Here is a 26,353-nt window from a genome sequence, read left to right on the forward strand (position 1 = left end):
CATGATTTAAAAGTGGGAATGTGAGGCCATTAACTTTGGACAACTGTTTAAAAAGGGCTCTCTTTGTTGAGGTCATTACATATGTCAATGATCGCTAGAGATAGGCCTGATTTAATCATCTGTTGCTGTCGTTGAAGCTGCAGATGGTAAAAGTCTAGGTCGATGTCTAAGTCTGGATCCATTGAGTCAAAAGGAACCATGCCTGACTTTTTAACTAGGTTCAGTTCTTTGATTTGAGAAACGATGTTTGGATCGGTAAAGGTATACTCGGACCCGTCTTTGTTTAGTTGATTACGGATTTTGATAAAGCACTCAATATCATGATAAACATCATCCGCAACAACGCCCAAACCATAAAGCAGTTTGAGTCTGACAGAACGATTTCCTAATGGACCAGTATCGTGCAGTAGTGGGCCTACTACAGATTGAACTGCGAAATTATCTTTACGAAAAATCCTTTCCATCAGATCGGTAATGGCATCACTGAATATCTCTACGGCAGCAATGAAATAACCACGAACGGAAGGAGCATTATTCAATCGTTCTAATATTTCAGTTTCGTTAATTGTGTTTACCATATAATGTTCTAATTGAATTTTAGGCTAGAGGGCTGAAAGCCAGCCCTCTAAAGTTGTCACTTTATTTAACGTTTACTCTTCTTTTAGAGCTGAGCGTATAAAGCTTCAATTTGTTGTATTTCTTTGCTGTTCTCATTCAAACCAGTGTAATGCGCTAGAGTCTTTTTCACGCCCACATCTTGAAGAGATGCTTGCAGTTCTACTGCTTGCGGGTCACTGTCATTGGTGTATTTCAGAGCAGCCGCTACGCCTTTTAGTAGAGTTCCATTTGCTACGTTGTACTCAATAGTCCCTAGCAAAGGTTTAATGAGTCGATCATTTGGCCCCAATTTTCTGATTGGTTGGCGCCCAACGCGATCCACTTCGTCAACAAGGTAAGGATTTGCAAAACGTCCTAGAATCTTTTCGATATAGGCTGCGTGTTTTTCTCTCTCAAACCCGTAACGATTAATTAATACTTCACCGCTCTCTTCCATCGCTTGTTTCACTTCGCTACGAATAGCAGGATCTTCGATGGCTTCACGGATCGTTTTATGGCCGGCAATATTACCTAAATAAGCCGTCACACAGTGACCAGTATTCAGGGTAAACAGCTTACGCTCTACAAATGCCATTAGGTTGTCTGTGCATTCCATACCAGGAATGTTAGGGATGTCGCCTTTAAACTGAGTCTCATCGACAATCCACTCGCTGAATGTTTCTACCGTTACTGCGAGAGGATCAGTTTCTCCCTCTTCTGCTGGAGGAACGATACGGTCTACAGCTGAGTCAACAAAACCCACAAACTGTTCTACTTGCGCCTTCACATCTTCTGCAAGAAGCTCAAATACTGCTTCTTTTAGCTGAGTGGTACCACGTACCATGTTTTCGCAGGCAATAATATTTAGAGGCGAAGTCTTACCGCTCTTGACTCTTTTTTCAAGCCCCTGAGCTAATGTTTTTGCAATGATTCTTAAAACTGTAGGTCCAACCGCAGTAGTAATAATATCTGCTTCTTCAATACAGTCGATTACCGCTGGGTCGTTAGAATTAATAGCAGTGACACCGGTTACAACCTCTGTAACACAATCTGCGCCTACTACTTTTACTGGATATTCCTTTCTTTCAATCAGTGCATTTACAACCACTTGATTGACGTCTGTGAATGTAACGTGAATGTTTGCGTCTGCGAGTAACTTACCAATAAAACCGCGGCCAATGTTGCCGGCACCAAAATGCAACGCTTTCATAACATACCTTCCAAAAATTCAAATTTAAAAGAAGGCCAGTCGGGGGGAGACCGGCCTTAAGTTCATCGTGTAGGAGCATGGCTTAAAACGCTAATTAGCCATTTAATATACGAAGAACATCACCAGGGTTAGTTGTGGTCTTCAAACACTCGATGGCTTCTTCGTCATCAAGTGAGTTGGTGATAGCAGTGATAACTTGAATATGTTCATCACCTTGCGCAGCAATACCGATAACCAGTTTCGCAACATCGTCTTCGTCTTCACCCCACTGGATACCTTCAGGGAATTGGCAAAAGACGATGCCGGTTTTCTTAACGTACTGCTTAGCTTCGATAGTCCCGTGAGGGACGGCGATGGACTCACCCAGATATGTAGACACCAGTTGCTCTCGAGCTAGCATGCCTTCGACATACTCAGGTTCTACATTGCCCAGTCTTACAAGTTGTTCACCAGCAAACTTGATCACTTCTTCTTTGCTCTTCGGAGTTAAGCCCAAGAAGATGCTTTCATTGGATAGCTTTAGTGTTTTGTCTTCACTAGAGTTAGTGTTTGCTGGTGTTTCAGGCTTTTTTAGAGCGCCCTCTTTAGCCGTGGTAAGTTCTGCAACCAAGTTGTCGTACAAAGCGTTATCAAGGAAGTTTGATAGCGAAATGTGCTTAGCATTAGCCGCATGTTTACGTGCACGGTCTGTAAGATCACGGTGAGTGACAACGATATCTACATCGTTTGGAAGGTTGTTAATTGCTAGGTTTGTTACTTCGATATCTAGATTTGCAGCATCAACTTTCTTGCGTAACAGGCTCGCACCCATAGCACTTGAACCCATACCTGCGTCACAAGCTACGATGATTTTACGAACTGCACCCATGTCGATGTTTGCAGCAACTGGGTTTTGACCTTTAGAAGACGCTTTCATGTCTTGCATTTGGCTAGTTGCTTGCTCTAGAGAATCGTCATCTTCAGTTGTTTGCTTCTGAGTTTTCATCAGTAGAGAAGCTACAAAGAATGAAACAGCTGCTGAACAGATTACTGAGAGGATAACGCCAGTAAATGCAGATTTTGGTGTCATCAGTAGAACTGCGAAGATAGAACCAGGAGATGCTGGAGATACAAGACCTGAACTAAACATTACGTTAGTGAATACGCCTGTCATACCACCTGCGATTACAGCAAGGATAAGACGAGGGTTCATCAATACATATGGGAAGTAAATTTCGTGGATACCACCGAAGAAGTGGATGATCGATGCACCAGCCGCAGACTGTTTAGCACTACCTTTACCGAATACCATGTAAGCGATAAGTAGACCCATACCCGGACCAGGGTTTGCTTCGATAAGGAAGAAGATTGATTTACCCAGTTCTTCAGACTGTTGGATACCAAGTGGGGTGAAGATACCGTGGTTGATTGCGTTGTTCAGGAACAGAATCTTAGCTGGTTCAACAAAGATTGAAGTCAGAGGTAGAAGACCGTTTTCAACCAGTAAGTGTACGCCACCAGCCAGAGCAGTAGATAATACTTTAACTGAAGGACCGATAACTAAGTATGCGATGATCGCACAGATCATACCGATGATACCTGCAGAGAAGTTATTCACCAGCATTTCGAAGCCGCTTTTCACTTTACCGTGAACAGCTTGGTCGAATTTTTTGATAGCAAGTGCACCAAGAGGACCTGCAATCATTGCACCCATAAACATTGGGATGTCAGTACCAACAATGACACCCATAGTGGTTACCGCACCAACAACTGCACCACGATCGCCTGCAACCATTTTACCACCAGTATAACCGATAAGTAGTGGCAGCAAGTAAGTGATCATAGGACCTACCATGCTGGATAGTGTTTCATTTGGAATCCAGCCAGTTGGAATGAATAGTGCTGTAATAAAACCCCAAGCGATAAATGCGCCGATGTTCGGCATTACCATATTGGAAAGGAATCGGCCAAAATTCTGTACCTTGACCTTTGCTTCTGGTGATAACATAAGTTTACCCCGTTCGATGTTCTGATTAGTTTTTTTGTAGTAACGGTTCGCCAAAACCGCTGATTGAATAACACTCAATAAATTTACCACACAATTTCTATTTGGCTCTGAGAACGGGGTTTTTGTGATCAACCAATCATAATTGATGCCCTTCAAATAAATTCTTTGTGATCTTCTTCATTTTTCTACTATGTAATTTTGCTACAAATCATTCATTGTGAAAATGTCAACAATTATTAAATGATCTAAATCTCGTTATAAATAAAAAAACATTTTTAAATAAGGCGATGAATGTCACATATTTACCAAATTAAGAACTTGGTAATATTTTTTGAGTGATCAAAGTCACCCTTGAGTATTTATTTCACACTTTGAAATAAATTGGAAAATTAATTAATGAGATATTTGTAATTTAGGTACAGGAATTCTGGTGTGCAAAAAGCAGTCAATTCTGGTTTTTGAAGTTTTCTTAAGTTGGCTGTGAAATGGACAAGCTGTATGTAGCAGTTATGTGTCTAGTTGTGTATTTATTGCCCTCATATTTTTGTTCAAATAGAAAGCAATCAGTTGTAGGTTTGCAGGGGTAACTTAACGCCATGCTCTGATTCGCTTGTGGGTAGAATCTTAATCTTGGGTTTCTCTCACTAGCATAAATGTGCACTAATATGAGTAAAGACTAAATTAAATCAGTCACTTAGTTTCATATCTATTTGCATTTCATGAATGATTAATAACGAAGAAAAGTCGCTAAGAAGTGTGAATTGGAAGCAACTACGGCAACCAAGTGGTTTAGCCAGTTGCATTTCCTTGCTAGAATTCCGCCACTTTCAATATGGACACTAGAATTTGTGAATGAAAGAGAACGTTATAGTTTCCGTTTCGTCTATTAACGGAACACGGCATTTCCATCTTGGTAAGCTCTATCGGTACTGCTTGAAAGGTGTTGGTTATTTGCTTATTGCCAGCGTGCTTGCTACAGGAGCATTTATTTATAAGTTGGTAAACGATGCATATTTTGCGCGCTTGAAGCAAATTGAGTTGGAAAATAAATCATTAACATTGTCTGAGGAAGTTTCTTCCCTTAAAAGTTTAAAAGCGAGTTTAGAGGGAGACTTGCTGGAACGCGAAGAAAAAATTCAGCTTGTTTCTGATAAGCTAGGTGACCTTGAGAAAGTGCTCGGAATGGGAGAGACATCTTCCGAATTGGAGTCTCGTTTAGATACGGCTGCAATTACATCATCGGTCAGGATGGTGATGTTGACTCAAATTCCAAGCGGTTCTCCTGTACAAAAAGGACGAATTTCGTCTAGTTATGGTAAAAGGGTTCATCCAGTTACGGGTAAAACAGCATTCCACAGAGGCCAAGATTTCGCGGTAAATACTGGTACTCCAATTTATGCACCTGCAGATGGTGTTGTGGAAATCACCCGTAGGAGTAATCAAGGTTCGGGTAATTTTCTGCGCTTATTACATATGCACGGATTTAGCAGTTCATTTTCACATCTACAAAAGTTCGCGGTTAAAAGTGGCGACTTTGTACAACAAGGTGACTTGATAGCATATTCGGGCAACAGCGGTCTTTCTTCCGGACCGCATTTACATTATGAAATTCGATTCGTCGGCCGTTCGTTAGACCCTAAGCCATTTGTTCATTGGGGGATAAATAACTTTGAGACGATATTTAGTGAGGTTAAAGGTATTCGATGGGAATCTTTGGTAAATCAAGTCGAGCTAAGAGTCAGCACTCAGCTACCACTCTCATTGCAAAGGGCTGTTCAATCAACGGAAAATTCCGGGTAGAAAGCAACATGCAAGTGGATGGCACAGTTGAAGGTGAAATTCACGTTGATAAAACTTTAATCATTAGCGAATCAGGTCGTGCAGTTGGTGAAATTTTTGCGAAACACCTTGTGATTAACGGCGAGTTTGAAGGAACTTGCCACGCGGCTAAAATAGAAATTCTTAGACGCGGTAAGGTCACAGGAACCATCTACAGTGACGATTTGAGTATCGAACAGGGTGGTCGCTTCAATGGTGTTACTCATCCTGCAGAAAACAACACTGATAACAAATCAGTGGTTGAACTTGCAGACAAGGTGAAAGAAGTGAAAGCTCAAGAGACTAAGGTTCAAGAGATGAAAGATCACGAACCTAAAGTCGCTGCTAAGAAGTAATGATTTAGAGTCATAAAAAAATCCGCCCAATGAGGCGGATTTTTTTTACAACGGCGAGTAACTATAGTTAATACTTATTTTTGAGATTTCTTGTGCTCTGCTTTACATACAGCGGCTGTGAACACAACGTCCGTTGAACTGTTTAGCGCAGTCTCAGCAGAATCTTGAATCACACCGATAATGAAGCCAACAGCAACAACTTGCATCGCAACGTCATTTGAAATGCCGAATAGGCCACATGCTAGAGGGATCAGAAGCAGTGAACCACCAGCAACACCTGATGCACCACAAGCTGATACAGCAGCAACGACACTAAGTAGTACTGCAGTTAACAGATCAACTTCAATACCTAATGTGTGTACAGCAGCAAGCGTAAGAACGGTAATTGTGATCGCCGCACCCGCCATGTTAATAGTTGCGCCTAGAGGAATCGATACTGAGTAAGTATCTTCGTCCAGATTTAACTTCTCACAAAGAGCCATGTTAACAGGGATGTTTGCTGCGCTTGAACGAGTGAAGAACGCAGTCACACCACTTTCACGCAAACATTGCAGAACAAGTGGGTATGGGTTTTCGCCAGTCTTAACGTATACGATCAATGGGTTAACGATCAGAGCAATAATTGCCATTGCACCTAGAAGAACCGCAAGAAGCTGAGCATAGCCCGCCAACGCACCGAAACCTGTAGTTGCAAATGTAGATGCAACTAAGCCAAAGATACCGAAAGGTGCAAGACGAATGATGAAGCGAACGATTTGAGAAACGCCGTGGCTCAGATCTTCAAACACTGCTTTTGTTGTTGCTGATGCATGATGCAACGCTAAACCTAAACCAACGCCCCAAGCCAAAATACCGATGTAGTTCGCTGTCATCAGTGCATTTACAGGGTTATCGACCAGTTTGAATAGAAGGGTGTTTAGTACTTCTGTAATGCCTTGTGGAGGAGTTGCACCTTCTGCGCCCGCAACAAGTGTCAAAGTTGTTGGGAACATGAAGCTAAGTACAACGGCGGTTAAAGCTGCGGTAAACGTGCCTAGTAGGTATAAAACTACGATAGGACGCATGTACGTATGTTGGTTTTTCTTTTGATTTGCAATTGACGCGGCTACCAAGATGAAAACAAGTACTGGCGCTACGGCTTTTAGAGCACCGACAAAAAGGTTACCAAGTAAGCCCACACTTTGCGCAGAATCAGGAGAAACAGTCGCTACGATAGCACCTAAAATGATACCAACGAGGATCTGAAGCACCAGATTGCCACGAGCGAAACGGGCAAAAATATTGTTGCTTTGCATAATTATCCCTGCAATGAATAAATAGTTTGAATTGTAATGTTTACAGCAGTACTTGCTGTAGGGGGGTAATATTAACGTTGCAGGACAATGTGTCTAGGATTTATTTATAGATAGAATAATATTTAACAGAGATGTTGAATTTCGACACATTTTTGATGAAATGTTGCGTATTTGTAGCGGATGTTTTTTATAAAAATAAAGGGTGAAATATCACCCTTTGCTAATATTCTGGATTAATATCCTTTTTCCCTAGATTGCTTTTCCTTGATCACGCTTTTGACGTGTTTATGAAAATATTTCTCTTTGGAACGCCTTTCTGCAATGGATTCACTATTGCGTGCTTGCTCGGCAAGAAGTTTGCGATAGTTACGCAGTCTTCTTTCATCCAGCTCTTCACTTTCTATCGCTTTTAGAACGGCACAGCCCGGCTCGCTAATGTGTTTGCAATCGCTAAAGCGGCACTTGTCCGCCAAATTGGCGACGTCTGCAAATACTTCTTCGATGCCTTGTTCACAATCACTGATTTGAAGCTCTCGCATTCCTGGCGTATCAAGTAACAATGCACCTGATGGCATAGAAAGCAATGAACGTGATGTGGTTGTGTGGCGGCCTTTACTATCGTGTTCACGAATACCACTGGTCTCTTGAATATCACTACCCATAAGCGTATTCACTAAGGTAGATTTACCCACACCAGAAGAACCCATAACGGCTATGGTTTTTCCAATTTTGCACCAGGCTTTCAAACTCTTGCAGCTTTCGCTGGACAGTGCGTTGATAGATTCTACGTACAACATTGGATTCAGTGCTTGAACCTGCTGTTTTTTGTCATCCGCATCGTCACATAGGTCGGCTTTAGTCAGCACAATAACAGGTTCTACCTGAGCTTCTTTGGCAAGAGCCAGATAGCGTTCTATTCGACTGAGATTAAAGTCCTGATTGAGCGATGAGACGATAAACACGGTATCGACGTTGGAAGCGATAAGTTGTTCGTAAGACTTAATACCTGCGGCTTTTCTACTAAAAAGCGACTGGCGTTCAAGCAACTTAACAAACTGGTTCGTTTCACGGTCGAGCAGTACCCAGTCTCCAACTGTCATTGGAGGCAGTTTTGCGTGAATATCTAAGTGAATTTCGCCATTTTCTGTCCAACAAATGTAGCCAGTTCGGTGATGTTCACTAATACGCGCGGGAATTACCGCTTCTAATTCATCCCAGCTTAATTGTTGCTGGTAAACAGGTCGCCATCCTAATTGTGGCAAAGAAAGTGATAAAGTTTCGTTTAAACTCATTTGGTTACCCCAGACACGCGTAGGTACGCTGTCTTATAACGCAATTAAATATGACTAGGGCCGAATAAAGGTGTGACCCCGGTTTAGTTGAACACCGGGCAATTCGAGGGAAAGAAAGAGTTGAAGATTAAGCTTTCTTCTCTGAAGTTGCGCGGTGGGTTTGAAATACAATCATTAAAATCTCCTAAATTTCTGGTTGAAACGCATGCAAATGATAGCAGAAGAGGCGGGAATACCCACCTCTTTTTTATGGTTTGAATAATACAAAGATTGGACAGCGCAAGTCGCTCATCTTGTATTAATGATGTTCCATCTTCATGCCACTCATTACTTTTTTAACGGGTGCTTTAAATGTCAGTTGCTCACCATCTTTAAAGGTCACCTGAACATTGATCTCTTCATTCTCTGCCAGTGGTTTTGGCAAGTTAAATAGCATAATGTGGAAGCTGCCCGGTTTTAGTTCCAGCTTGCCTTTAGCTGGGACTTTTAACTCAGAAACCTGACGCATTTTCATCACTTCACCTTCTGTGATGACATCGTGCAGTTCCACTTTTCCGGCTGCTTCTGTAGTTGCTGAAACAATGTATCGGTCAGTGTCGCTTCGGTTAACAATCTCACCAAATACTGCGCTGGTTACGGCAGTAGGTGGCGTCGCTCTCGCGTAAGGGTGATGAACCATGATGTCCATTTTCGCGTAGGCTAAAGGGCTTGCTAATAAGCTGATAAGTAACAGGGCTTTACCTTTCATTGTTTCATCCTTTTGTTGGTTGAGTGACTTCTTTTATCGCTTCCACTATTGGCGCAGGGTTCTGCGTATGTGGAACTTTTGTTATTAGAGTGCCGTCGGGTTTTAAGAAATAAAAATAGGAGCTGTGGTCGAGTGTGTACTTAAGCTCCGAGTTAGGTAATTCGGTTTTACGAAAAATTACACCATATCGATTCGCTAGTGATGTCGTAATATCCAGAGAGCCAGATAGGCCCTCTATCATTGCATGGAAGTAGTGAGCATAGGTCGCAGAAGACTCAGCATCATCACGCTCTGGATCTAACGAAACAAACATGGGTCTAAGTTGTTTTTTTGTTTCATCGTCGATTTGATTTAACGCACCTGCCAGCATGGCCAGTGAAGTTGGGCAAACGTCCGGACAACGAGTGAAGCCAAAATAGACAATACGGATACGGTTATCCGATGTATCAAAGATGTTCACCGCTTGGTTATTTTCACCATACAGCGTTACGTCAGTGGCGGATTGCATCTCTTCTTGTTTTAAGGTTTTCTGAGAATCGAAATAACTCTTGGTACCAAAACCAAGTACGAATGCCATGATTAAAACTAAAGACCAATTTTTACTCATCGTTCCATCCTTAATGCTGGTAGAACTGTTGTTTTACCGTCAGTGAGTTGTCCTACCCATGTCATTGAATCACTAGTACATACGGGCAAAATGATGTCAGATTCAAATCTGCCAGACTCTGTTTTTTTTAGTACGTATTTTACGATTCCCATGTCCATTTCGACACCTTGTAGTCGTAACTGAAGTTGCTCAGAATCGCTGTTAGGCCATGAAACCGAGAGACGATTTGCCACTAGAGGGTGCACTTTGTCCTGAGCAAGAGTCATTGAGACATTCTGCTGCGAGCAAGGGGTCGTTGACAATACGCAATATTGCGACAGGTCTATGTTCTTTGTCTCAGATGAGAAGAGCCTAATGATGTCGCTTGCAAAGAAACCAGCAAGAAGTGCGGCAATAATGAAGAGAAGTTTTAACGCTGAACGCATTTTCTTACACATGGTTAGGAAAGATGTGCGCATCCTAGCATAAACAGAGATTAAGTTTAGGAAAAGTAGGGCAAAATGTGGAAGGGTTCAAGCAAACATTTAGGAGCTGAATAGGCGACTTGAAGCCGCCTATTCAGGGAATCTGAAACGATTAAACGTCGTGTTTCTCTGCGTATTTTTCTAGTCCCAAAACTAAAGCGATTGCACAGCACATAAAGACAACAGCAATCACTAACTGCGAAGACTGAGAGGTGATCGCTTCAAACTCAAATGGAGACAAGTTGTGCTGAACCAGTGGCACCTGTTCACCATGGGAGTTAGTGCGCCACGAAATCGTCTCTTTCCAAGGCCAGATCTTAGGCAAAGTGCCAAGCATTAATCCAGTCAGGAACATTAAGGTCACTTCGCGGAACCTTTTCAGCAGCCAAGACAGCACGTGAGAGAAGCTCAATAAACCAATGACACAGCCGGACAAAAACAACAATAGGATATCGATTTGTACATTTTTTACCGCACCTAAAACGGTCGCATACATGCCGATCAGCAGCAAAATAAAACTGCCTGAAATACCTGGCAATATCATCGCGCAAATGGCAATAGCTCCAGCAATAATGACGTTGATATTGCTGAGTTCAAGGTTCAGTGGTTTTAAAATTGTAATGCTATAGGCAAATGCGACACCTAAAACAAGACATACCCAACGTGAAGCGGTTTTGTGTTCGACTTGTTTAAGCATGTGAAATACTGAAACAAGGATTAAGCCGAAGAAAAACGACCAAGTTGGGATAGGATGAGTGACCAATGCCCAAGAGATCAGTTTTGCCAAAGTAGCAATACTGGTGAATATTCCTGCGAACAACGAAATGAGGAAAAAGCCATTAATATACTGGAATGCAGCGGCAAAACCCTTGCGCTTCCAAATGCCGAGTAAGCTTGGGTTTATGCGTCGAATACTTTCCAACAAAGTGTCGTAGATGCCAGTAATGAATGCGATGGTACCACCTGAAACGCCGGGAACAACATCCGCAGCGCCCATCGCCATTCCTTTAATGAAAGTACTAAAGTAGTTCATTTCAAACCTTTAAGAGAGGATAGTGCTGAGGAGTATAGCGAAAAAGTAACGTCCATACTCCTAGGTTTTGGTGAGATATCGAGAATTTAAGGTTTTAAGCAACGCGTTCAATGTTCAACGTTAGCTTGGTTCCATTGAACTTCAATTGGCTGAGTAGATTTTTAGCGTTCTTCTGCCCTTCTTCGTCAAACTCCATACCGTAGCGAGCATAGTGAGTTGAACGTTGTAGATTACAAACTTTACCCGTTAAAGGCGCAAAAACTTTGGTGCCACGCTGATCTGCAAATATCTCTATCGAGACCATTTCGCCTACTTGATACGTTTTGCCTACTGGTGGGGCGATAAATCGGCAGCCACATTTTGATAAATCACGAACTTCGCCACTGGCTTTGTGTTCACCACAAACCACTCTGCCAGGCAGATTGACGTCATAACGAGGTTCTTTTCTCAGTTGCGTTACTTGCATTGAGCTTGGTATTGAAAGCATGGCTAGAGGGATTGGCTCTTGAACAACATGCAATAACTGGCTGCGAAAGTGGATCATTGCACCTTCGCCACGAGAAGATATTGCACGAATATTGATCCAAAAGCCTTCCTGAAAATAAAAGCTCATATCGCTGGCTGAAATATTTGGAATTTCAGCCAGAAGATACGTGTCAGAGTGAGTACCGATAAATGGTGTTCTACAGATAAACTTTGTGCCGACAGGAGTGGTAATATTCAGCTTCAATTCGCTACCGTGCTCGACCATTGCAAGCGCGTCGGTACTATTGAGCGTGATAACGGATTTAGTCGATTTCGCGACATTTGGTTTAATACTTTTAGTCGCTAGTTGCGGCGAGCTCATCCATAATCTCCAACAAGATAATTTATAATTTTTTTAAGAGTTGAGATTTTATGGTGATGCATTCAGACTTTCAATTCGCCATGCTTATAAATTAAGACTTAATTATCATTTTGGATATAAAAATGGAACATACCGTCATTTACGACAGAGAGAACGAGTGCTTTCGCGTCCACCTTGAAGGTGAACATTACGCGGTTGTGCGCTATCAGTTCTTCGATAAGGCTATGCACATAACGTCAACCAAAGTCCCGCAAGAATTACAGGGAAAAGGCTACGGAAAAATTATGATGGAAAGCGTTTTACCACTGATTGAAACGCAAGGTTTTAAGATTGTGCCCGTTTGCAGTTACGTAAAACACTATTTAGACCGTCATCCGCAATGGCAACATTTACGAGCGTAACTCCAGTGTCACGCTCACAAATGCATGGTCACTGGCGAATTTATCCAGCTCGAAACTTGGATTGATCAGATGCTGATCCTCAACATGAAAATCAATGACTCGGGCGATATTACGGCCTGTCTCTAAGCCGGATTCGCTCGACATCAGTATGTAATCCAGAACTTGCCCTGAAGCTCCTGTGTAATGAGTTGGTTGACGCTGAACTTTTCCAGTGTGGCAATACAGTTCCCAGCTATCGATAAGATGGTAGGGAAGGAGCGGCAGGTAAGAGTCCGGCTGGCGAAAACGGTGAGTAGAACGTAAACAGGCGAACTCTTGGCTATCAAGCAATTGGTTAAAATCACCCATTAGCACCACCGGATGCCCAGTGGCTCGTTTTCTCTCCATGATAGCGTGATGCAATATTGTTGCTTCGAATCCACGCTGCACTGTGGAAAGCCAGTTGCCATAGTTTTCTTGTTGCCAAGTTTCAAACACGCTCGAACCTTCTTCCTTGTTTTCTAGTGTCGGGCGTTGTGATTTAAAGTGAACGATATAGACATCCACTTTCCCTATTACAGGGTGGTTCAACGTTGCTCGAAGCGGTTTGCGATAGAAAGTAAAAGCGTCATCAGAATTCGGTTTCTTGGCCTCAACGGCCTCTATATCTGTCAGCTCATAACGTGACGCAATACCGACCACTGGGTGCGTGTAAATATAGTCTTTTGAGACATTTGGCTGGTCTACAACAGCGAAATATGAATAACCTAGCGGCTTTAACTGCGCCTCCAGCGCTTCTGCACTGAAGATCTCCTGAAATCCAATCACATCCGCATCTAAGGTTAATAATTTCCGTTCTAACCACTGTTGTTTTTTATGCCATTGGTTGAGCTCGTAAATATTATTGAACTCGTAAAATGCGTTAGGGGGAGCGAGATAGTTGAACAAGTTTGCGGTAGCAAAACGGATTTGCATCGATTGCTCCTATTTTTATTAGGATCTATCGATCCTAGTATTAATAGTTAGGTTACAGCTAAAGCAGTATTGGTTAGACTGATAATATGATAACAAGGATGATAATGCTTTTAATGAACACTAAAACTTGGCGTACCCCACAAAACTTCTTAATGGTTATTTCAGCGATTGTTCCGATTGCGTTTGCTAGCTGGATGGCACTGCTCAATAACTTTGTGATTGAAAAAGCGAACTTTGATGGAGCCGATATCGGTTTGCTGCAAAGTATACGGGAAGTGCCGGGATTCCTCGCTTTCACTGCTGTTTTTGTTCTGCTTTTTATCCGAGAGCAACGCTTTTTGTTGATCTCCCTTATGATGCTGACGTTGGGTACAGCAATCACGGGGTTGTTTCCTTCTCTCATCGGCTTGTTGTTAACTACTCTGTTGATGTCTACGGGTTTTCACTATTTCGAAACATTGAAGCAGTCATTATCACTGCAGTGGCTCAGTAAAGACGAAGCACCAGAAATGCTCGGTAAGATGATCTCTGTAGGGGCGTTGGCATCCCTCATCACTTATAGCGCACTGTGGATAATGCTAGAGCAAATCCATCTTAGTTACGAATGGGTGTATGGCATTACTGGCGGACTTGCTTTGGCTCTAGTTATTGTCGCTGCCGTTGCATTTCCAGAGTTCAAATCAGCTACACCGCAAAACAAGAAATTGGTGCTACGCAAGCGTTACTGGCTTTACTACGCTTTGACCTTTATGAGTGGTGCTCGCCGTCAAATCTTCACTGTGTTTGCTGGCTTTTTAATGGTTGAGAAATTCGGTTATACAGCAGCAGACATCACGTTACTTTTCTTAATCAACTACGGTTTTAACTTCTTATTTGCCAAAAAAATTGGTCGTTTTATCGGTGTGGTTGGCGAACGCAAAGCGTTAATTGTTGAGTATGTTGGCTTGATTGGTGTATTTGTTGGCTATGCTGTGGTGACGGATGCACACTGGGCTGCGGGACTCTATGTCATAGACCATCTGTTCTTCGCTTTGGCTCTGGCTGTGAAAACCTACTTTCAAAAAATAGCCGACCCAGCAGATATGGCGTCGACAGCGGGTGTGGCATTTACCATCAACCATATTGCAGCCGTCATTATTCCAGTCAGTTTTGGCATGTTATGGCTGATATCATCAGCGGCAGTTTTCTATATTGGCGCAGGAATGGCGGGTATATCACTGCTGCTCTCACTGAATATTCCTAAGCAACCTGAAGAAGGAAATGAAGTACGCCTATTTCGTTGGGCTTGAGGTAATTAAAAACGGAGTGATGCAAAAACTGTTCATTTGTCTCAGTTATGATAAGTATCTTATTGATAAGTTTCTGAATTGATTAGGGTCAAAGTAGCGACAGGTGTCCCATGCTAAAAAAGCTGCAAAATTTATCGTAATTTTTGAAATCATATTTCAACATGAACGTTAGTGAGCGCTATTTGCATGGAAGTTACTGAAAATAAAGATTACCCAGATCACGTCAGTTTTATTTCTACAACTGATTGTTCTAGTCACATCACTTATGCGAACCAAGTATTCTGTGATATTGCTGAGTATACGCAGGAAGAGTTGCTGGGTAATCCTCATAACCTAGTTCGTCATGCAGATATGCCCAAAGCGGCTTTCGGACAACTATGGAGCTACATCCAGGAAGGCAAAAGCTGGATGGGTATAGTGAAAAACAAATGCAAAAGCTCTAAGCATTACTGGGTTTCTGCATTCGTCACACCGATAAAAAACGAAAAAGGCGAGATCATTGAGTATCAATCGGTTCGCTCTAAGCCCACGGCTGAACAGGTGAAGCGCGCTGATGCGCTTTACAAAGCAATTAACGCGGGTAAAAAAATCTCCCTCACACGTTCTCCTTTAACCAAACTTCTGATGCTGATAAGTGTTCTCGGATTGGCAACCAATCTTTATTGGATGTTGCAGCAGCAAACTTGGCTATTGGGTGAGCTTTCGATTGCATTTTTGTTAGCGCTAATGATCGGAATCGCCCATGTACAGCGCCGATTAAGTCATTTGCAGGTATTGGCTAGCGAAGCCTATTCCAATCCTCTGTTAGAAAAGGTGTATACCGGCCGTCGCGACGAATTTTCCCAAGTAGAACTCGCTCTTATGATGCGCAAGGCCGAGTTAAGAGCTGTCACAGCGCGAAGCGGTGATACTTCTGGTCGTATTTTGAAAGATGCCCAACATGAATTTGAAACGGCCAAATCGATAGAGCAAAGCTTAACCGCGCAGCATGCGGAAACGGAACAAGTGGCATCAGCAGTAGAGGAACTTACATACTCTATTCACGATATCGCCAGTGCGGCTTCACTGACTTCTCAACTCACTCAGGAAGCTCGTTCTGAATCCATTACGGGATTAAAGAGCATTAAAGCAACCGTGAGCAAAGTTAATGAGTTGGATAAAGAACTGCTCAACAGCCAGACTATTTTGCAAACATTGTCTGCCCATACCAAGCAGGTTGAGTCGATCTTAGATGTGATTAGCGCGATTTCAGAGCAAACCAATTTACTCGCCTTAAATGCGGCGATTGAAGCTGCACGAGCTGGAGAGTCTGGTCGAGGATTTGCTGTGGTGGCAGACGAAGTTCGTCATTTAGCAATTAAAACCAATGATTCGACAACCGAAATTCATAGCATGATTACAGAACTGCAAGATCTCGCAGCTCAAGGTGTAAACGCCATTCAGCGTGGTTCAGATTTGTCTCAGCAGTGTATTGTGAGCGCAGATGAAACTGGCGAGATTATCAACGATATCACGTCAAAACTGGAGCAGGTATCTGACCGAAGTCAGCAGATAGCGGTTGCAGTAGAGCAGCAGGCGATTGCGACCAAAGAGATCACCTCCAATGCGGTCAACATTAAGATGTTAACGGAAAAAACCGCTCAGTCTTCGGCTGACTCGGTGAACCGTACCAGAGTGCTGGTATCAAATCTGAAAGAGTTGCAGAGGCTCATCAGTCAGTTTGAACGTAACTGATCACCTGTCAGTTTGGTCAGCAGCAAATTGATGACACTCCGTTGTCATCAATTTAGCGTGACTAACTTATATAGGGGTAAGAAGTCGAGGCTAGTTGTTTTGATCTCTGGTGTCATATTGGTAATCAACATTGACTAAACCGCGATAAGACGTTTTGTCCGGTTCAACCATGATAGATTCAACTTTCAGTTCGCTGTTGTTGATTTTAACACTGTCTGGAACAACCAGAGGTTCAACAACACCCAACTTGAAGCTGAGCTCTTCTGGAGATAACTCTCTCAAATCGTGAATAATTTTGAATCCTGCTTGCTGCGCTTTTTGTTCAGAATTGAACACTTCTGTTTGCAGCGTGGTTTCTGATTGTTTAGTTTGGGTAGCAGCCAATACACTACCGCTTACGACCATCATCGTGATTAATGCGAGCGCTTTTTTCATGTGAATACTCCTTTAACTGTCGTTGTTATGCCCTTCTGACAAAAAAGCTAAACGGTGTTGATGCTATTCATCTGCCAGTGACAACTTATTGTTTAGGTATCATGTGCATGTTGAGCACGAAATTATCCTAACAACAGACATGTAAGGAGTCCGTCAACCAATGTAAAACGATAGAAATCTTATCTTCAACTTTCTGACATTCCTGATTTAGTTGCGGCTTTTTCTAACACTGTAAAACTATTGACCAAATTTTGTTCGCATTATTACGTACACAGTAAGGTTTAGTGCGTTATATTTGAGTCGAATACCACCAGAGCACAGAGTAGCAAACCAGATACATGATGGTGATGTAGCGCCAGTTGGCCTTAAGCAATGCTTTTGCACTGATATCGTAGCGAGACTGAATACTGAGTTGGACACCAGAAAAAGGTGAGGCAGTAATGCCTAATGACCAGCCCATCAGCAGAGTTAAACCAAGCATATTAGGGTCTGCCATTGAAGGCGCAAGTACACTGCCTGCCAGTACCACACTGGTCACTGGGTGCATTCCTGTCATCGCCAAAGCAATCAGTACGGCGACCGTCACGCTGGCTTCAATCGGGCCAAAATGTTGCGGTGCTAATTGAATGTTCATTGCATCTAAAGAGGCAGCAACACCGGAGGCGAGCATAGCTGCGGCAGCAAACAAAACCACTTCGCCGCTGGAATTGGCAATCCCAGACTCAATATGGTTACGTGCCGCGACAATTGCGTGATAGCCCTTATTAATCAGAAGCCACAAAGCGATAAAGCACAAAGACGTTAAAGTCACCAGAGAGAGCACGCTAATGTGCGGATAGAACTTATGAGCGGCGATTACAACGGATGCAAGTAAAGCGGGCATCCACAAAGAGTAGATAGAAATTGGGTAGCCCGAAACAGAGTCTGCATCTGTGCGACGAACAAGTTGCCAGCCGCTTATGGCTAATGCCACTGCGCATACAGGAATACCGTAGCTCACCAAGGTACTAAGTTCAGAGCCGGGAGCACTAGTCAACGCTAAACCCATAGAAGCAAAAAACGGTGACCATAACGCACAGGCAGAGAAGCCTCGCAGTAACACTAAACCTTGAGTTGTGCTGAGTTTGCTTTGTGTTGCCAGCTTATCGCCGATAATCATAACGGACGAGATGTTGAGCACAGTGCCAAATAGATGAGCGCCAAGCAGAGTCCGAATCACAGCGCTTTTGCCTTGAGGAAGCGTTTCTCCTGTTTTGACGCTATTGACCGCGAAAATACGAAGAAACCCAACACCGACGATCATCGCCACCACGTTTTGGTTGGCATCTAAGGCTTTTAACAGATAACGTCCATCAAGCCCTTTGAACACTCCGTAGAGCAAGCCAATTGAGCCTACTGCGATGAGCAGGATAATTTGTTTTCTCTGTGTTGGTTTGACGTAGGGCACGAAAAGCATGACGACTAGCCAGATAGGAATTCCCGCCCAGTAGCCGCTGAATAGACCTGTGATCTGAGCGACGAGCGAAAGTAATACGCTAAGCATTAACAACCAGCCGCCAGTAGCAGCAACAGAGGGTTTCATAGTTTTAAGTACGCCAAACAAAAAGTGAATGAAATGTAGGGAAGTGGCGATATTTGTTGGAATTATTTTTGTTTATACACAAAACGCTTGAAGAAAAAGCTTCAAGCCGTAACGGTATGATTGTTTACATATTACTCAGCAATGTTGCGGGCGCAATAGCGATTGTGAATAAAATTTAGGCGCACTAAAAATGGGCGGTTTAACCACGCAGGCAAGTCTGGAAATAGCTCACTTCGCTGGTCGCTAATTTATATACGTTTGCAGGTTTGCCGCCTTTGCCTTTGCTCGAGGCCGCAATTTTGTTGGCACTGACAATGATGCCAGTATCAATTAAGCGTCGCTTGATGGTCATACGGTTTACTTCAACGCCAAACTTGCTGTAGGCATCAATAATGTCTGCCACCAGGAATTCTTTTTCCAATAGGAACAGAACCACAGAGGTATATTCCACCGCCGCTCTAAGCTTTTTCCATGCGTGCTGAATTTGTGCGACGTGGTCAAAAGCCAGTTCCAGTTTTTCCTCAAGCAAAGGTGGCAAGTCAAACCAATCCGCGCGGCTTTTGTCTGTTCCTGCATTTTCGATTTGCTGAACATTGGATGGATTGAGAAGCGCATAGTGAGAAATACTGATGCTCCAGCCTTCCGGATCTCGTTTAGGGTTACCATCCACCAGAGGATCGCTGATGTAATTGGGATAGGTGTGTATCTTTTGGCGACAGATTCTTCGGTGTGCAGAATTGAAATCTTCATCTGCGGGCTCACCACCTTGACTGGTCATATCTTCGTCGTAAACGAATCCGCCCGGCAGCGCCCATTTACCGCAGTCAGGGCGGTTTGGGTTACAGCGTTTTACGAGTAGGGTCTGAATCCCCGATGGTGCGAGACGAAGGCAAACCATATCAATGGTAACAATCATAATAAGAATCCTGACATTTGGTGGCACCATTCTAGGCAAGTGAATATTGAGGGTCAATGTAAATAACATATCGTGACAAACTAGATTAGAAATTTGAGAAAAGATGTAGGCAGTTGCAATAAGTCTCTGTAATTAAAATGAATCAATGCAGACGAGTTCCAGAGCTATAAAACGCTACTTTTTGTGTGGTTTGTAACAAAGTTTGACAAACTAAAAGGGTTGAATTATTGTTCATGGCAAAGTTAGGAACAAAATGTTACTAACGCGAACCACTCCTTGCAGTAAACAGAAGGAAGGCATCATGAGTAATCGCCTATTCTCTCCTCAAATCATCCGCAGTCTATTGGATTTAGATGCCTATAAAATCAATATGATGCAGGCGATTCATTCCAATTATCCTGATGCACAAGTGCGTTATGAACTGATTGTTCGTAGCGATGAAGATGTCAGTGACTTATTGGAAGAAGTTGGTGAAGAAATTGCTCATCTGTCTTCTTTAAGATTCTCGGATGCCGATATCGCGTATTTAGGCGCTCATTTCCCGCATTTGAAGCCGTCGTTCATTCAGTCTTTACGCTATTTCCACTTCCAGCCTGAACGTCAGGTTGAGTTAGATGTGGTTAAACAGGACGGTAAACATCAGCTGCGAATCAGCATTCAAGGTTCTTGGCGTGACACCATCTTGTACGAAACCATAGTGATGGCGATTGTGTCTGAAGTTCGCAACCGTCGCCGTTGGGCTGATGTGCCTGCTGAACTGCCAATGCAAGTGTTTGCCGAGAAAATAGCGTTGCTGAAATCAGAAATCGCTAAACGCGGCATTACCAATTTCTCACTAACCGAAATGGGTACGCGTCGCCGCTTCTCCGGTCAGGTGCAAAGAGATGTGATGGCGCATCTGAAAAAAGAAATACCGGAATTGTTATTGGGTACCAGTAACTGCCACTTTGCCCGTGAGTTTGATTTAAAACCAATTGGCACTATCGCCCACGAGTGGTTCATGGGGCATCAAGCGTTAGTGAATGTACGTGATTCTCAGCGCGTGGCACTTGAACAATGGCTAAACGCCTTTGAAGGCCAGATCGCTATTGCACCAACAGATACACTTACGATTGATGCTTTCATCAATGACTTCAATATGCATTTGGCTAAAGCCTACAGTGGCGTTAGACATGATTCCGGTTGCCCGTTTAAGTGGGGTGATCGAATGATTGCTCACTATGAAAGCCTTGGTATTGATCCGAAAACGAAAATCTTCATTTTCTCCAACGGATTGAACTTCAATGAAGCGTTGGATCTGTGCGAATACTTTGCAGGTCGAGTTCAGATTTCCTTCGGTATCGGTACGTTTTTGACTAACGATCTCGCAGGTTGGCAAAATGAGCAGGGCAAGAGCTACAAGCCACTTTCTATCGTGATTAAGTTGACAGAGTGCAATGGCAGACCTGTGGCGAAGATCAGTGATGAGCCGGAAAAAGCCATGTGTGAAGACCCGCTGTTTCTCGCCAACCTGAAGCGCAGATTCGATATTGAAGTCGATATCGATGCCTTGATTAAATCTCTCAAGAAACAAAAGCAGATCACGCGTAAATACATCGTCGCTGCTTAATCCGTCAGTCATACCATTAAATAAGCCTTCTCTGGTTTTTTCACTAGAGAGGGCTTTATTTTTATGTCACGATACCGGTTTCATTTCGCCTCTAAAAGGATTGCTTTGATATGAGTTTCACTCCTGTAAAAACAGCTGTTATTGGTTACGGCTTTTCAGCAAAAACCTTCCACCTCCCATTTATCAAAGCGTTACCAGAGTTAGAGTTATCCGCTATCAGCTCCAGTCAACAAGCGAGTGTGGAAGCTGACTGGCCGCAAGCGAAGTGGTTTGCTGATGCGAATGAATTACTAGATAACAGTGATGCAGAACTGGTGATCATCACCGCGCCAAACGATGTGCATTACTCACTGACAAAACGCGCTCTGGAAAATGGCAAGCACGTTATCGTTGAAAAGCCGTTTGTTACTAGAGTGGAAGAGGGTGAAGAGCTGATTGCTCTGGCTGAAGAGAAAGGACTCGTGCTGAGCGTGTTCCACAACCGCCGCTGGGATGGTGATCTTCTTACAGTAAAAAAACTCATTGATGAGGGCCGCCTTGGCGAAGTGAAATTGTTTGAATCTCACTTCGATCGCTACCGTCCGGAAGTTCGTCAACGCTGGAGAGAAATGTCCGCTGACGGAGGCGGTATTCTGTTTGATTTAGCGCCTCATTTGCTGGATCAGGCGCTTATGCTATTCGGGATGCCACAAGCCATCAATGCACAATGCAGAAATATGCGTCCGAGTTCGACCACCAACGACTACTTCAATCTTATTCTGCATTATCCAGAACGTCTGGTTCACTTGCACGGCAACATGTATAGCCCAGAGCCGAACTTACGGTACAAGGTATTAGGCACCTTGGGTAAATATGAAAAATACGGATTAGACCCGCAAGAGCAGTGTCTAAAAGATGGCGTGGAGCCAAACGCATCAGGCTGGGCGAAAGAAGAGGAATCATCGTACGGCAAACTGTATCTGGAAAATGAATCTCACACGATTACTACCGAACACGGCTGCTACGAACTGTACTTTAAGGCTGTTGCATCGGCTATTCGCCTTGGAACAGAAAACCCTGTACCAGCGACGGAAGCACTGAAAAATATCACCTTAATTCAGATGGCGATGGAAAGCAGCGAAACGGGTCAAACGCTAACGGTGAACCTATGAGTTACACCCTAGAAAGCTTGATTGAACAAGAACACCAGCTTGAGTTGGAATATTTCAACCAAGATGTTGCTTGGCAGTTGGGCTCCTGCATTAAAACGCTTGCCGAGAAAAAAGGCGCGTCGATATCGATAGAAGTGTTTGGTTTCGGCCAAACCTTATTTCAATATTGCATGATGGGTTCGAGTGCGGATCAGCTGGATTGGATTCGTCGCAAGCGTAATTCAGTGCTGTGTTATGGCAAAAGTACTTACTACTTGTCACTCTACAATGAGGGTAAGAAGCGGGTATTTGAAACTCAGCCACACATTGACCCGAATGAATACTGTGCTCACGGTGGCTCATTCCCAATCCGAATCAAAGGTTCTGGTTTAGTGGGAGCGGTAACGGCATCTGGGTTGGCCTCTCTGGAAGATCATGAGCTGGTAACCGAGGCAATGAAGCAAGCGCTGGAATCTCAAATAGCACAATAAATACTGAGAACGACAAGGAGGTCGTGAATTATGTCTCAAACAACGTGGAGTAATTTTAGACGCACGCTACACCAGCATCCTGAACTCTCAAACCATGAGCATCAAACCGCTCATCGTGTCAAAGATGTGTTTAAGCGTTTCCAGCCCGATGAAATGGTTTCTTCTCTTGGCGGTCATGGCGTTGCTTTCGTCTTTAACGGTTTCAAAAAAGGGCCCACAACGTTAATTCGTTGTGAGTTGGATGCGCTACCCATCGAAGAGTGTAATGACTTCGCTCATCGCTCGGTTCATCAGGGTGTGTCGCACAAGTGTGGTCATGATGGTCATATGGCAATTGTGACCGCATTGGGTGAAATGCTCTCCGAAAACAAGCCAAAAGCTGGTCGCGTTATTCTCGCCTTTCAACCAGCAGAAGAGACGGGAGAAGGTGCAATTAATATGGTGAATGACCCTTCGTTTTCCAGTTATCTGCCGGACTTCGCTTTTGCTTTGCATAATTATCCGGGGTTGGAGTTAGGGCATGTCGCGGTAAAATCCGGTTCGTTTAACTGCGCATCTCGCGGCATGATTGTTCGCCTTAAAGGGAAAACCTCTCACGCAGCTCATCCGGAAAATGGCGTCAGTCCTGCTTTGGCGATGTGCAGCATTATTGAATCCTTGGCTGCCTTACCTGAAACCCATACTCAGAGAAGTTGGGTGACCGTTATTCATGCATCTCTTGGCGAAATTGCTTTTGGTACATCACCGGGTGATGCAGTTGTTATGGCGACGCTGCGCAGTGAAACTAACGAAGCAATGGAGAGTTTGGTTCATGCAGCAACAGAAATTGCGCAGGAACTGGCACAGCAAAATGGGCTAACGTGGTCGCTGGAATGGCAGGATGTTTTTCAGGCCAGTGTGAACTCGCAACTGGGTGCCGAGCTGGTGGTGAAAGCGTGTCAAAGCACTCAGACACCTTGCCATATTCTTAAGGAACCAATGCGCTGGTCGGAAGATTTCGGACAGTTTACTGCGGTTGCAAAAGAGGGCGCGATGTTTGTGCTCGGCTCAGGCAGCAAAAGCCCACAACTGCATAACCCCGATTACGATTTCCCAGATGAGTTAATTCCAGTTGGCAAAGCGGTATTCGCAGATCTTATTGAACAGATTAATGGTTTAAACAGAGCTTAAACCTAAACAATAGCGGCATCTTAAGATGACGTTATTGAAATAAGCTTATGTAAACTAAGGGTGTTTGTTATTTGATGCCCACTTAATGATTTCAACGACGAACCGACCACATTCCGAAATGAATCTTTCACCTCCACCTAGCCAACAGATTTAAGTTCTGGCGCTTTGGCATCTTTGCCTTTGGTATTCACGAACATGATTTAGTTTTCGAATCTAGAATGTGAAATTATTAAACGCCACTCGATATGGCTGGTGTAGTTAAAACGACTTTTACATTACGGATATAAACGAAGGATTACCCAGAAGGAGCGTTTAGAACCTTTTGTGGTCAGGTTTTGAGGAATTTGAGTAGATAAATCGTTTATGGACAAAAATCATTTAACGCGATGAGCTACAAACACACCATCACCTTTCCGACTCTCATTGCCATTTTGGCCATAGCGTATTAACCACTTCCTCTGCTTTATTCAGAATTCCAGTGTCATCTGGTGATACAGAGAGTTCACACTTGTCGTGGTGAACAACGCTTCTTACGACTTCAGGTCGCACGGGCAGATATAAGTAACGTGATCTCGCTTCGGGCAACTTTTTGCTCAATTGAGCAAGAAGTTGCCCCGTTTGAGCAACTTCTTGCTTGTTGAAGTATTATGTTGTTCTAAATTATTGATTTTTAATGATATTGATGTTGGTTCGATTATTGCTTATGGTGGGTATTCAGTGGTATGAAGGAAAACGCATGACAACGCTGCATTACACGCTCACCGTTGATGGATTAGACGACGACAGTCTCGTAGTTCGAGGCTTTGAAGGGCAAGAAACACTGTCGGATGGTCTATCTCTGGACTACTACGGCTTTCGATACGAGATAGCGCTGGCAAGCCGCCGCCCCGATTTATCCCCTGAGCAAATGGTGGATATGCAGGCAGAGCTCAAACTCTATCGCAATGGTGAGTTGACACAGCGAGTACACGGGATTATTCGCCAGTTTACTCAAGGCGACATTGGGCATCATCACACCTTCTACTCTCTCACGTTGGTGCCTGCGTTAGAGCGTTTATCTCTTCGTCATAACAGCCGCATATTCCAGCAGAAAAACGTTAAGGACATCATTACGGTTCTACTCTCGGAAATGGGTGTTCAGGAGTATGCGTTTTCGCTGACCAGATCGCTCCCTGTGCGTGAGTTTTGCGTGCAGTACCGTGAAACGGATTTGGCCTTTGTGCAGCGCCTAGCCGCAGAGGAAGGCTTGGTGTACAGCTTTGAACACAACCAAGGTAAACATACCATACTCTTTAGTGACAATTCAGAGTCATTGCCCAAACTGGAGGCGCCCATTCCTTATCACAATACCGCTGGTGGTGTTGTGGATGAGGCGTACATTTCTGGGCTGCAAAGACGCACCCAATCGGAAACCTCCGAAGTATCACTCCAAGACTACAGTTTTAAAAAGCCCGATTACAGCTTATCCCAAACCCAGCACGGTACGGAGATGGCATATCAACGAGAAGGCTATCAGCACTTTGATGCGCCAGGGCGCTACAAAGACGATACGAGTGGAAAAGCCTTCAGTCAGGTCCGTCTCGATTACTTGCGCCGAGAAGCTCATATCGCCACGGGGCAAAGTAATCATATGCAGATTCGTACGGGGGTACGATTTGAGCTTCAAGACCATTTATCCCAAGAGATGAACCAAGATTGGGTGGTGGTTTCCGTCACCTGTAAAGGCACGCAAGACCAAGCGCTTGAAGAATCCGGAGGAGAAGGTGCCACCACGTATGAGAATACGTTCACACTCATTCCGGCAACGCTCACTTGGCGAGCCACACCGCAACCTAAACCGCAAGTCGATGGTCCAATGATAGCCCTTGTGGTGGGACCAAAAGGGGAAGAAATCTACTGTGACAAACATGGACGAGTGAAGATTCATTTTCCATGGGATAGGTATTCCTCTGGAGATGAACATAGCTCTTGTTGGGTAAGGGTCTCACAAGGCTGGGCGGGGGCACAATATGGCATGATGGCAATACCACGCATTGGGCATGAAGTGATTGTGGACTTTCTCAATGGTGACCCAGACCAACCCATTATCATCGGACGTAGTTATCATGCGACCAATACCCCACCGTATGTGCTCCCTGAGCATAAGACCAAAACCGTCTTGCGCAGCGAAACACACCAAGGGCAAGGCTTTAACGAGTTGAGCTTTGAAGACCAAGCGGAATCAGAGAAAGTGTACCTGCATGCACAAAAAGATTTTGAAGCGGATATCTTAAATGACCACACCACGCATATTAAACACGATAAACACCTGACAGTAGAAAATGACCACTTTACCCACATCAAGAATAATCATCACCTGACGGTGGAAGGGGAAAGCCGTAATAAAAT

General features: G+C 43.8%; 24 protein-coding genes. 10 read left to right on the top strand and 14 right to left on the bottom strand.

The window, feature by feature from the left end; translation table 11 throughout:
* Positions 1 to 47 precede the first annotated feature (47 nt).
* From ACRQQK_RS13795 to ACRQQK_RS13805, 3 genes are all read right to left on the bottom strand, one after another.
* Positions 48 to 578 carry an MltR family transcriptional regulator gene (locus ACRQQK_RS13795; RefSeq protein WP_102962386.1) on the bottom strand — a complete coding sequence of 177 codons (531 nt, stop codon included), beginning with the start codon at positions 576 to 578 and terminating at the stop codon, positions 48 to 50.
* An 83-nt stretch (positions 579 to 661) separates the two neighbouring features.
* A complete protein-coding gene (locus tag ACRQQK_RS13800) occupies positions 662 to 1,807 on the bottom strand; it encodes a mannitol-1-phosphate 5-dehydrogenase (protein ID WP_457512303.1) in 1,146 nt (381 codons plus the stop codon).
* Positions 1,808 to 1,901: 94 nt separating this feature from the next.
* Positions 1,902 to 3,794, bottom strand: a complete 1,893-nt coding sequence (locus ACRQQK_RS13805; RefSeq protein ID WP_102962608.1) for a PTS mannitol transporter subunit IICBA — start codon at positions 3,792 to 3,794, stop codon at positions 1,902 to 1,904.
* An 852-nt stretch (positions 3,795 to 4,646) separates the two neighbouring features.
* On the opposite strand from ACRQQK_RS13805, the gene ACRQQK_RS13810 reads away from it, so the two are divergent.
* Together ACRQQK_RS13810 and ACRQQK_RS13815 are read left to right on the top strand one after the other, a co-directional pair.
* A complete protein-coding gene (locus ACRQQK_RS13810; protein WP_457512305.1) occupies positions 4,647 to 5,594 on the top strand; it encodes a M23 family metallopeptidase in 948 nt (315 codons plus the stop codon).
* Between the two features lie 8 nt (positions 5,595 to 5,602).
* Positions 5,603 to 5,968, top strand: coding sequence for a bactofilin family protein (locus ACRQQK_RS13815; protein ID WP_042479278.1), 366 nt, complete (start codon positions 5,603 to 5,605; stop codon positions 5,966 to 5,968).
* A 74-nt stretch (positions 5,969 to 6,042) separates the two neighbouring features.
* Here ACRQQK_RS13815 and sstT read toward each other — a convergent pair whose 3' ends face one another.
* The 7 genes from sstT to ACRQQK_RS13850 all read right to left on the bottom strand — a co-directional run bounded on the left by sstT (position 6,043) and on the right by ACRQQK_RS13850 (position 12,254).
* Positions 6,043 to 7,263: a serine/threonine transporter SstT gene (gene sstT, locus ACRQQK_RS13820; protein ID WP_457512307.1), complete on the bottom strand. Its 1,221-nt coding sequence runs from the start codon at positions 7,261 to 7,263 to the stop codon at positions 6,043 to 6,045.
* A 233-nt stretch (positions 7,264 to 7,496) separates the two neighbouring features.
* Positions 7,497 to 8,555 (bottom strand): ribosome small subunit-dependent GTPase A, encoded by a 1,059-nt coding sequence (gene rsgA, locus ACRQQK_RS13825; RefSeq protein WP_457512309.1) that lies wholly within the window; start codon positions 8,553 to 8,555, stop codon positions 7,497 to 7,499.
* A 298-nt stretch (positions 8,556 to 8,853) separates the two neighbouring features.
* Positions 8,854 to 9,303 carry a copper chaperone PCu(A)C gene (locus ACRQQK_RS13830; protein ID WP_457512311.1) on the bottom strand — a complete coding sequence of 150 codons (450 nt, stop codon included), beginning with the start codon at positions 9,301 to 9,303 and terminating at the stop codon, positions 8,854 to 8,856.
* A gap of 4 nt (positions 9,304 to 9,307) precedes the next feature.
* Positions 9,308 to 9,910: an SCO family protein gene (locus ACRQQK_RS13835; protein WP_457512313.1), complete on the bottom strand. Its 603-nt coding sequence runs from the start codon at positions 9,908 to 9,910 to the stop codon at positions 9,308 to 9,310.
* Positions 9,907 to 10,335, bottom strand: a complete 429-nt coding sequence (locus ACRQQK_RS13840) for a hypothetical protein (RefSeq protein ID WP_457512315.1) — start codon at positions 10,333 to 10,335, stop codon at positions 9,907 to 9,909. The genes ACRQQK_RS13835 and ACRQQK_RS13840 overlap by 4 nt, the downstream gene beginning before the upstream one ends.
* A 151-nt stretch (positions 10,336 to 10,486) precedes the next feature.
* Positions 10,487 to 11,407, bottom strand: a complete 921-nt coding sequence (locus ACRQQK_RS13845; RefSeq protein WP_457512317.1) for a DUF368 domain-containing protein — start codon at positions 11,405 to 11,407, stop codon at positions 10,487 to 10,489.
* A 94-nt stretch (positions 11,408 to 11,501) separates the two neighbouring features.
* Positions 11,502 to 12,254: a flagellar brake protein gene (locus ACRQQK_RS13850; RefSeq protein ID WP_457512319.1), complete on the bottom strand. Its 753-nt coding sequence runs from the start codon at positions 12,252 to 12,254 to the stop codon at positions 11,502 to 11,504.
* A 122-nt stretch (positions 12,255 to 12,376) separates the two neighbouring features.
* On the opposite strand from ACRQQK_RS13850, the gene ACRQQK_RS13855 reads away from it, so the two are divergent.
* Positions 12,377 to 12,655: a GNAT family N-acetyltransferase gene (locus tag ACRQQK_RS13855; RefSeq protein ID WP_102940002.1), complete on the top strand. Its 279-nt coding sequence runs from the start codon at positions 12,377 to 12,379 to the stop codon at positions 12,653 to 12,655.
* Here ACRQQK_RS13855 and ACRQQK_RS13860 read toward each other — a convergent pair.
* Positions 12,644 to 13,609 carry an endonuclease/exonuclease/phosphatase family protein gene (locus ACRQQK_RS13860; protein WP_457512322.1) on the bottom strand — a complete coding sequence of 322 codons (966 nt, stop codon included), beginning with the start codon at positions 13,607 to 13,609 and terminating at the stop codon, positions 12,644 to 12,646. The genes ACRQQK_RS13855 and ACRQQK_RS13860 overlap by 12 nt on opposite strands.
* 113 nt (positions 13,610 to 13,722) lie before the next feature.
* Between ACRQQK_RS13860 and ACRQQK_RS13865 the strand changes: the two genes are divergently transcribed.
* Both ACRQQK_RS13865 and ACRQQK_RS13870 read left to right on the top strand, forming a co-directional pair.
* Positions 13,723 to 14,898 carry an MFS transporter gene (locus tag ACRQQK_RS13865; protein ID WP_457512324.1) on the top strand — a complete coding sequence of 392 codons (1,176 nt, stop codon included), beginning with the start codon at positions 13,723 to 13,725 and terminating at the stop codon, positions 14,896 to 14,898.
* 186 nt (positions 14,899 to 15,084) lie between these two features.
* Entirely contained in the window at positions 15,085 to 16,632 is a 1,548-nt protein-coding gene (locus tag ACRQQK_RS13870; RefSeq protein WP_457512326.1) for a methyl-accepting chemotaxis protein, read from the top strand.
* Between the two features lie 90 nt (positions 16,633 to 16,722).
* On the opposite strand, the gene ACRQQK_RS13875 is transcribed toward ACRQQK_RS13870, so the two are convergent.
* The 3 genes from ACRQQK_RS13875 to ACRQQK_RS13885 all read right to left on the bottom strand — a co-directional run bounded on the left by ACRQQK_RS13875 (position 16,723) and on the right by ACRQQK_RS13885 (position 19,565).
* Positions 16,723 to 17,067, bottom strand: a complete 345-nt coding sequence (locus ACRQQK_RS13875; RefSeq protein ID WP_457512327.1) for a DUF3316 domain-containing protein — start codon at positions 17,065 to 17,067, stop codon at positions 16,723 to 16,725.
* 289 nt (positions 17,068 to 17,356) lie between these two features.
* Entirely contained in the window at positions 17,357 to 18,649 is a 1,293-nt protein-coding gene (locus tag ACRQQK_RS13880; RefSeq protein WP_457512328.1) for a hypothetical protein, read from the bottom strand.
* 199 nt (positions 18,650 to 18,848) lie between these two features.
* Positions 18,849 to 19,565, bottom strand: a complete 717-nt coding sequence (locus ACRQQK_RS13885; RefSeq protein ID WP_457512330.1) for an NUDIX hydrolase — start codon at positions 19,563 to 19,565, stop codon at positions 18,849 to 18,851.
* A 301-nt stretch (positions 19,566 to 19,866) separates the two neighbouring features.
* Between ACRQQK_RS13885 and pncB the strand changes: the two genes are divergently transcribed.
* The 5 genes from pncB to ACRQQK_RS13910 form a co-directional block, all read left to right on the top strand.
* Entirely contained in the window at positions 19,867 to 21,174 is a 1,308-nt protein-coding gene (pncB, locus tag ACRQQK_RS13890) for a nicotinate phosphoribosyltransferase (protein WP_457512332.1), read from the top strand.
* Positions 21,175 to 21,284: 110 nt separating this feature from the next.
* Positions 21,285 to 22,325: an oxidoreductase gene (locus ACRQQK_RS13895; RefSeq protein WP_457512334.1), complete on the top strand. Its 1,041-nt coding sequence runs from the start codon at positions 21,285 to 21,287 to the stop codon at positions 22,323 to 22,325.
* Positions 22,322 to 22,795 carry a heme-degrading domain-containing protein gene (locus ACRQQK_RS13900; RefSeq protein ID WP_457512336.1) on the top strand — a complete coding sequence of 158 codons (474 nt, stop codon included), beginning with the start codon at positions 22,322 to 22,324 and terminating at the stop codon, positions 22,793 to 22,795. Before ACRQQK_RS13895 ends, ACRQQK_RS13900 begins: the two co-directional genes overlap by 4 nt.
* 30 nt (positions 22,796 to 22,825) lie before the next feature.
* Positions 22,826 to 23,965 carry an amidohydrolase gene (locus ACRQQK_RS13905; RefSeq protein WP_457512338.1) on the top strand — a complete coding sequence of 380 codons (1,140 nt, stop codon included), beginning with the start codon at positions 22,826 to 22,828 and terminating at the stop codon, positions 23,963 to 23,965.
* A gap of 736 nt (positions 23,966 to 24,701) precedes the next feature.
* Positions 24,702 to 26,353, top strand: a 1,652-nt coding sequence (locus ACRQQK_RS13910; protein WP_457512386.1) for a type VI secretion system Vgr family protein, incomplete at its 3' end; no start/stop codon positions are given.

It is taken from the genome of Vibrio sp. C8 (genome assembly GCF_054051265.1).

Excerpts from the sequence above, each read along its gene's own strand:
- ACRQQK_RS13795 (WP_102962386.1), bottom strand. The coding sequence starts at position 578 with ATGGTAAACACAATTAACGAAACTGAAATATTAGAACGATTGAATAAT.
- ACRQQK_RS13800 (WP_457512303.1), bottom strand. The coding sequence starts at position 1,807 with ATGAAAGCGTTGCATTTTGGTGCCGGCAACATTGGCCGCGGTTTTATT.
- ACRQQK_RS13805 (WP_102962608.1), bottom strand. The coding sequence starts at position 3,794 with ATGTTATCACCAGAAGCAAAGGTCAAGGTACAGAATTTTGGCCGATTC.
- ACRQQK_RS13810 (WP_457512305.1), top strand. The coding sequence starts at position 4,647 with ATGAAAGAGAACGTTATAGTTTCCGTTTCGTCTATTAACGGAACACGG.
- ACRQQK_RS13815 (WP_042479278.1), top strand. The coding sequence starts at position 5,603 with ATGCAAGTGGATGGCACAGTTGAAGGTGAAATTCACGTTGATAAAACT.
- sstT (WP_457512307.1), bottom strand. The coding sequence starts at position 7,263 with ATGCAAAGCAACAATATTTTTGCCCGTTTCGCTCGTGGCAATCTGGTG.
- rsgA (WP_457512309.1), bottom strand. The coding sequence starts at position 8,555 with ATGAGTTTAAACGAAACTTTATCACTTTCTTTGCCACAATTAGGATGG.
- ACRQQK_RS13830 (WP_457512311.1), bottom strand. The coding sequence starts at position 9,303 with ATGAAAGGTAAAGCCCTGTTACTTATCAGCTTATTAGCAAGCCCTTTA.
- ACRQQK_RS13835 (WP_457512313.1), bottom strand. The coding sequence starts at position 9,910 with ATGAGTAAAAATTGGTCTTTAGTTTTAATCATGGCATTCGTACTTGGT.
- ACRQQK_RS13840 (WP_457512315.1), bottom strand. The coding sequence starts at position 10,335 with ATGCGTTCAGCGTTAAAACTTCTCTTCATTATTGCCGCACTTCTTGCT.
- ACRQQK_RS13845 (WP_457512317.1), bottom strand. The coding sequence starts at position 11,407 with ATGAACTACTTTAGTACTTTCATTAAAGGAATGGCGATGGGCGCTGCG.
- ACRQQK_RS13850 (WP_457512319.1), bottom strand. The coding sequence starts at position 12,254 with ATGAGCTCGCCGCAACTAGCGACTAAAAGTATTAAACCAAATGTCGCG.
- ACRQQK_RS13855 (WP_102940002.1), top strand. The coding sequence starts at position 12,377 with ATGGAACATACCGTCATTTACGACAGAGAGAACGAGTGCTTTCGCGTC.
- ACRQQK_RS13860 (WP_457512322.1), bottom strand. The coding sequence starts at position 13,609 with ATGCAAATCCGTTTTGCTACCGCAAACTTGTTCAACTATCTCGCTCCC.
- ACRQQK_RS13865 (WP_457512324.1), top strand. The coding sequence starts at position 13,723 with ATGAACACTAAAACTTGGCGTACCCCACAAAACTTCTTAATGGTTATT.
- ACRQQK_RS13870 (WP_457512326.1), top strand. The coding sequence starts at position 15,085 with ATGGAAGTTACTGAAAATAAAGATTACCCAGATCACGTCAGTTTTATT.
- ACRQQK_RS13875 (WP_457512327.1), bottom strand. The coding sequence starts at position 17,067 with ATGAAAAAAGCGCTCGCATTAATCACGATGATGGTCGTAAGCGGTAGT.
- ACRQQK_RS13880 (WP_457512328.1), bottom strand. The coding sequence starts at position 18,649 with ATGAAACCCTCTGTTGCTGCTACTGGCGGCTGGTTGTTAATGCTTAGC.
- ACRQQK_RS13885 (WP_457512330.1), bottom strand. The coding sequence starts at position 19,565 with ATGATTGTTACCATTGATATGGTTTGCCTTCGTCTCGCACCATCGGGG.
- pncB (WP_457512332.1), top strand. The coding sequence starts at position 19,867 with ATGAGTAATCGCCTATTCTCTCCTCAAATCATCCGCAGTCTATTGGAT.
- ACRQQK_RS13895 (WP_457512334.1), top strand. The coding sequence starts at position 21,285 with ATGAGTTTCACTCCTGTAAAAACAGCTGTTATTGGTTACGGCTTTTCA.
- ACRQQK_RS13900 (WP_457512336.1), top strand. The coding sequence starts at position 22,322 with ATGAGTTACACCCTAGAAAGCTTGATTGAACAAGAACACCAGCTTGAG.
- ACRQQK_RS13905 (WP_457512338.1), top strand. The coding sequence starts at position 22,826 with ATGTCTCAAACAACGTGGAGTAATTTTAGACGCACGCTACACCAGCAT.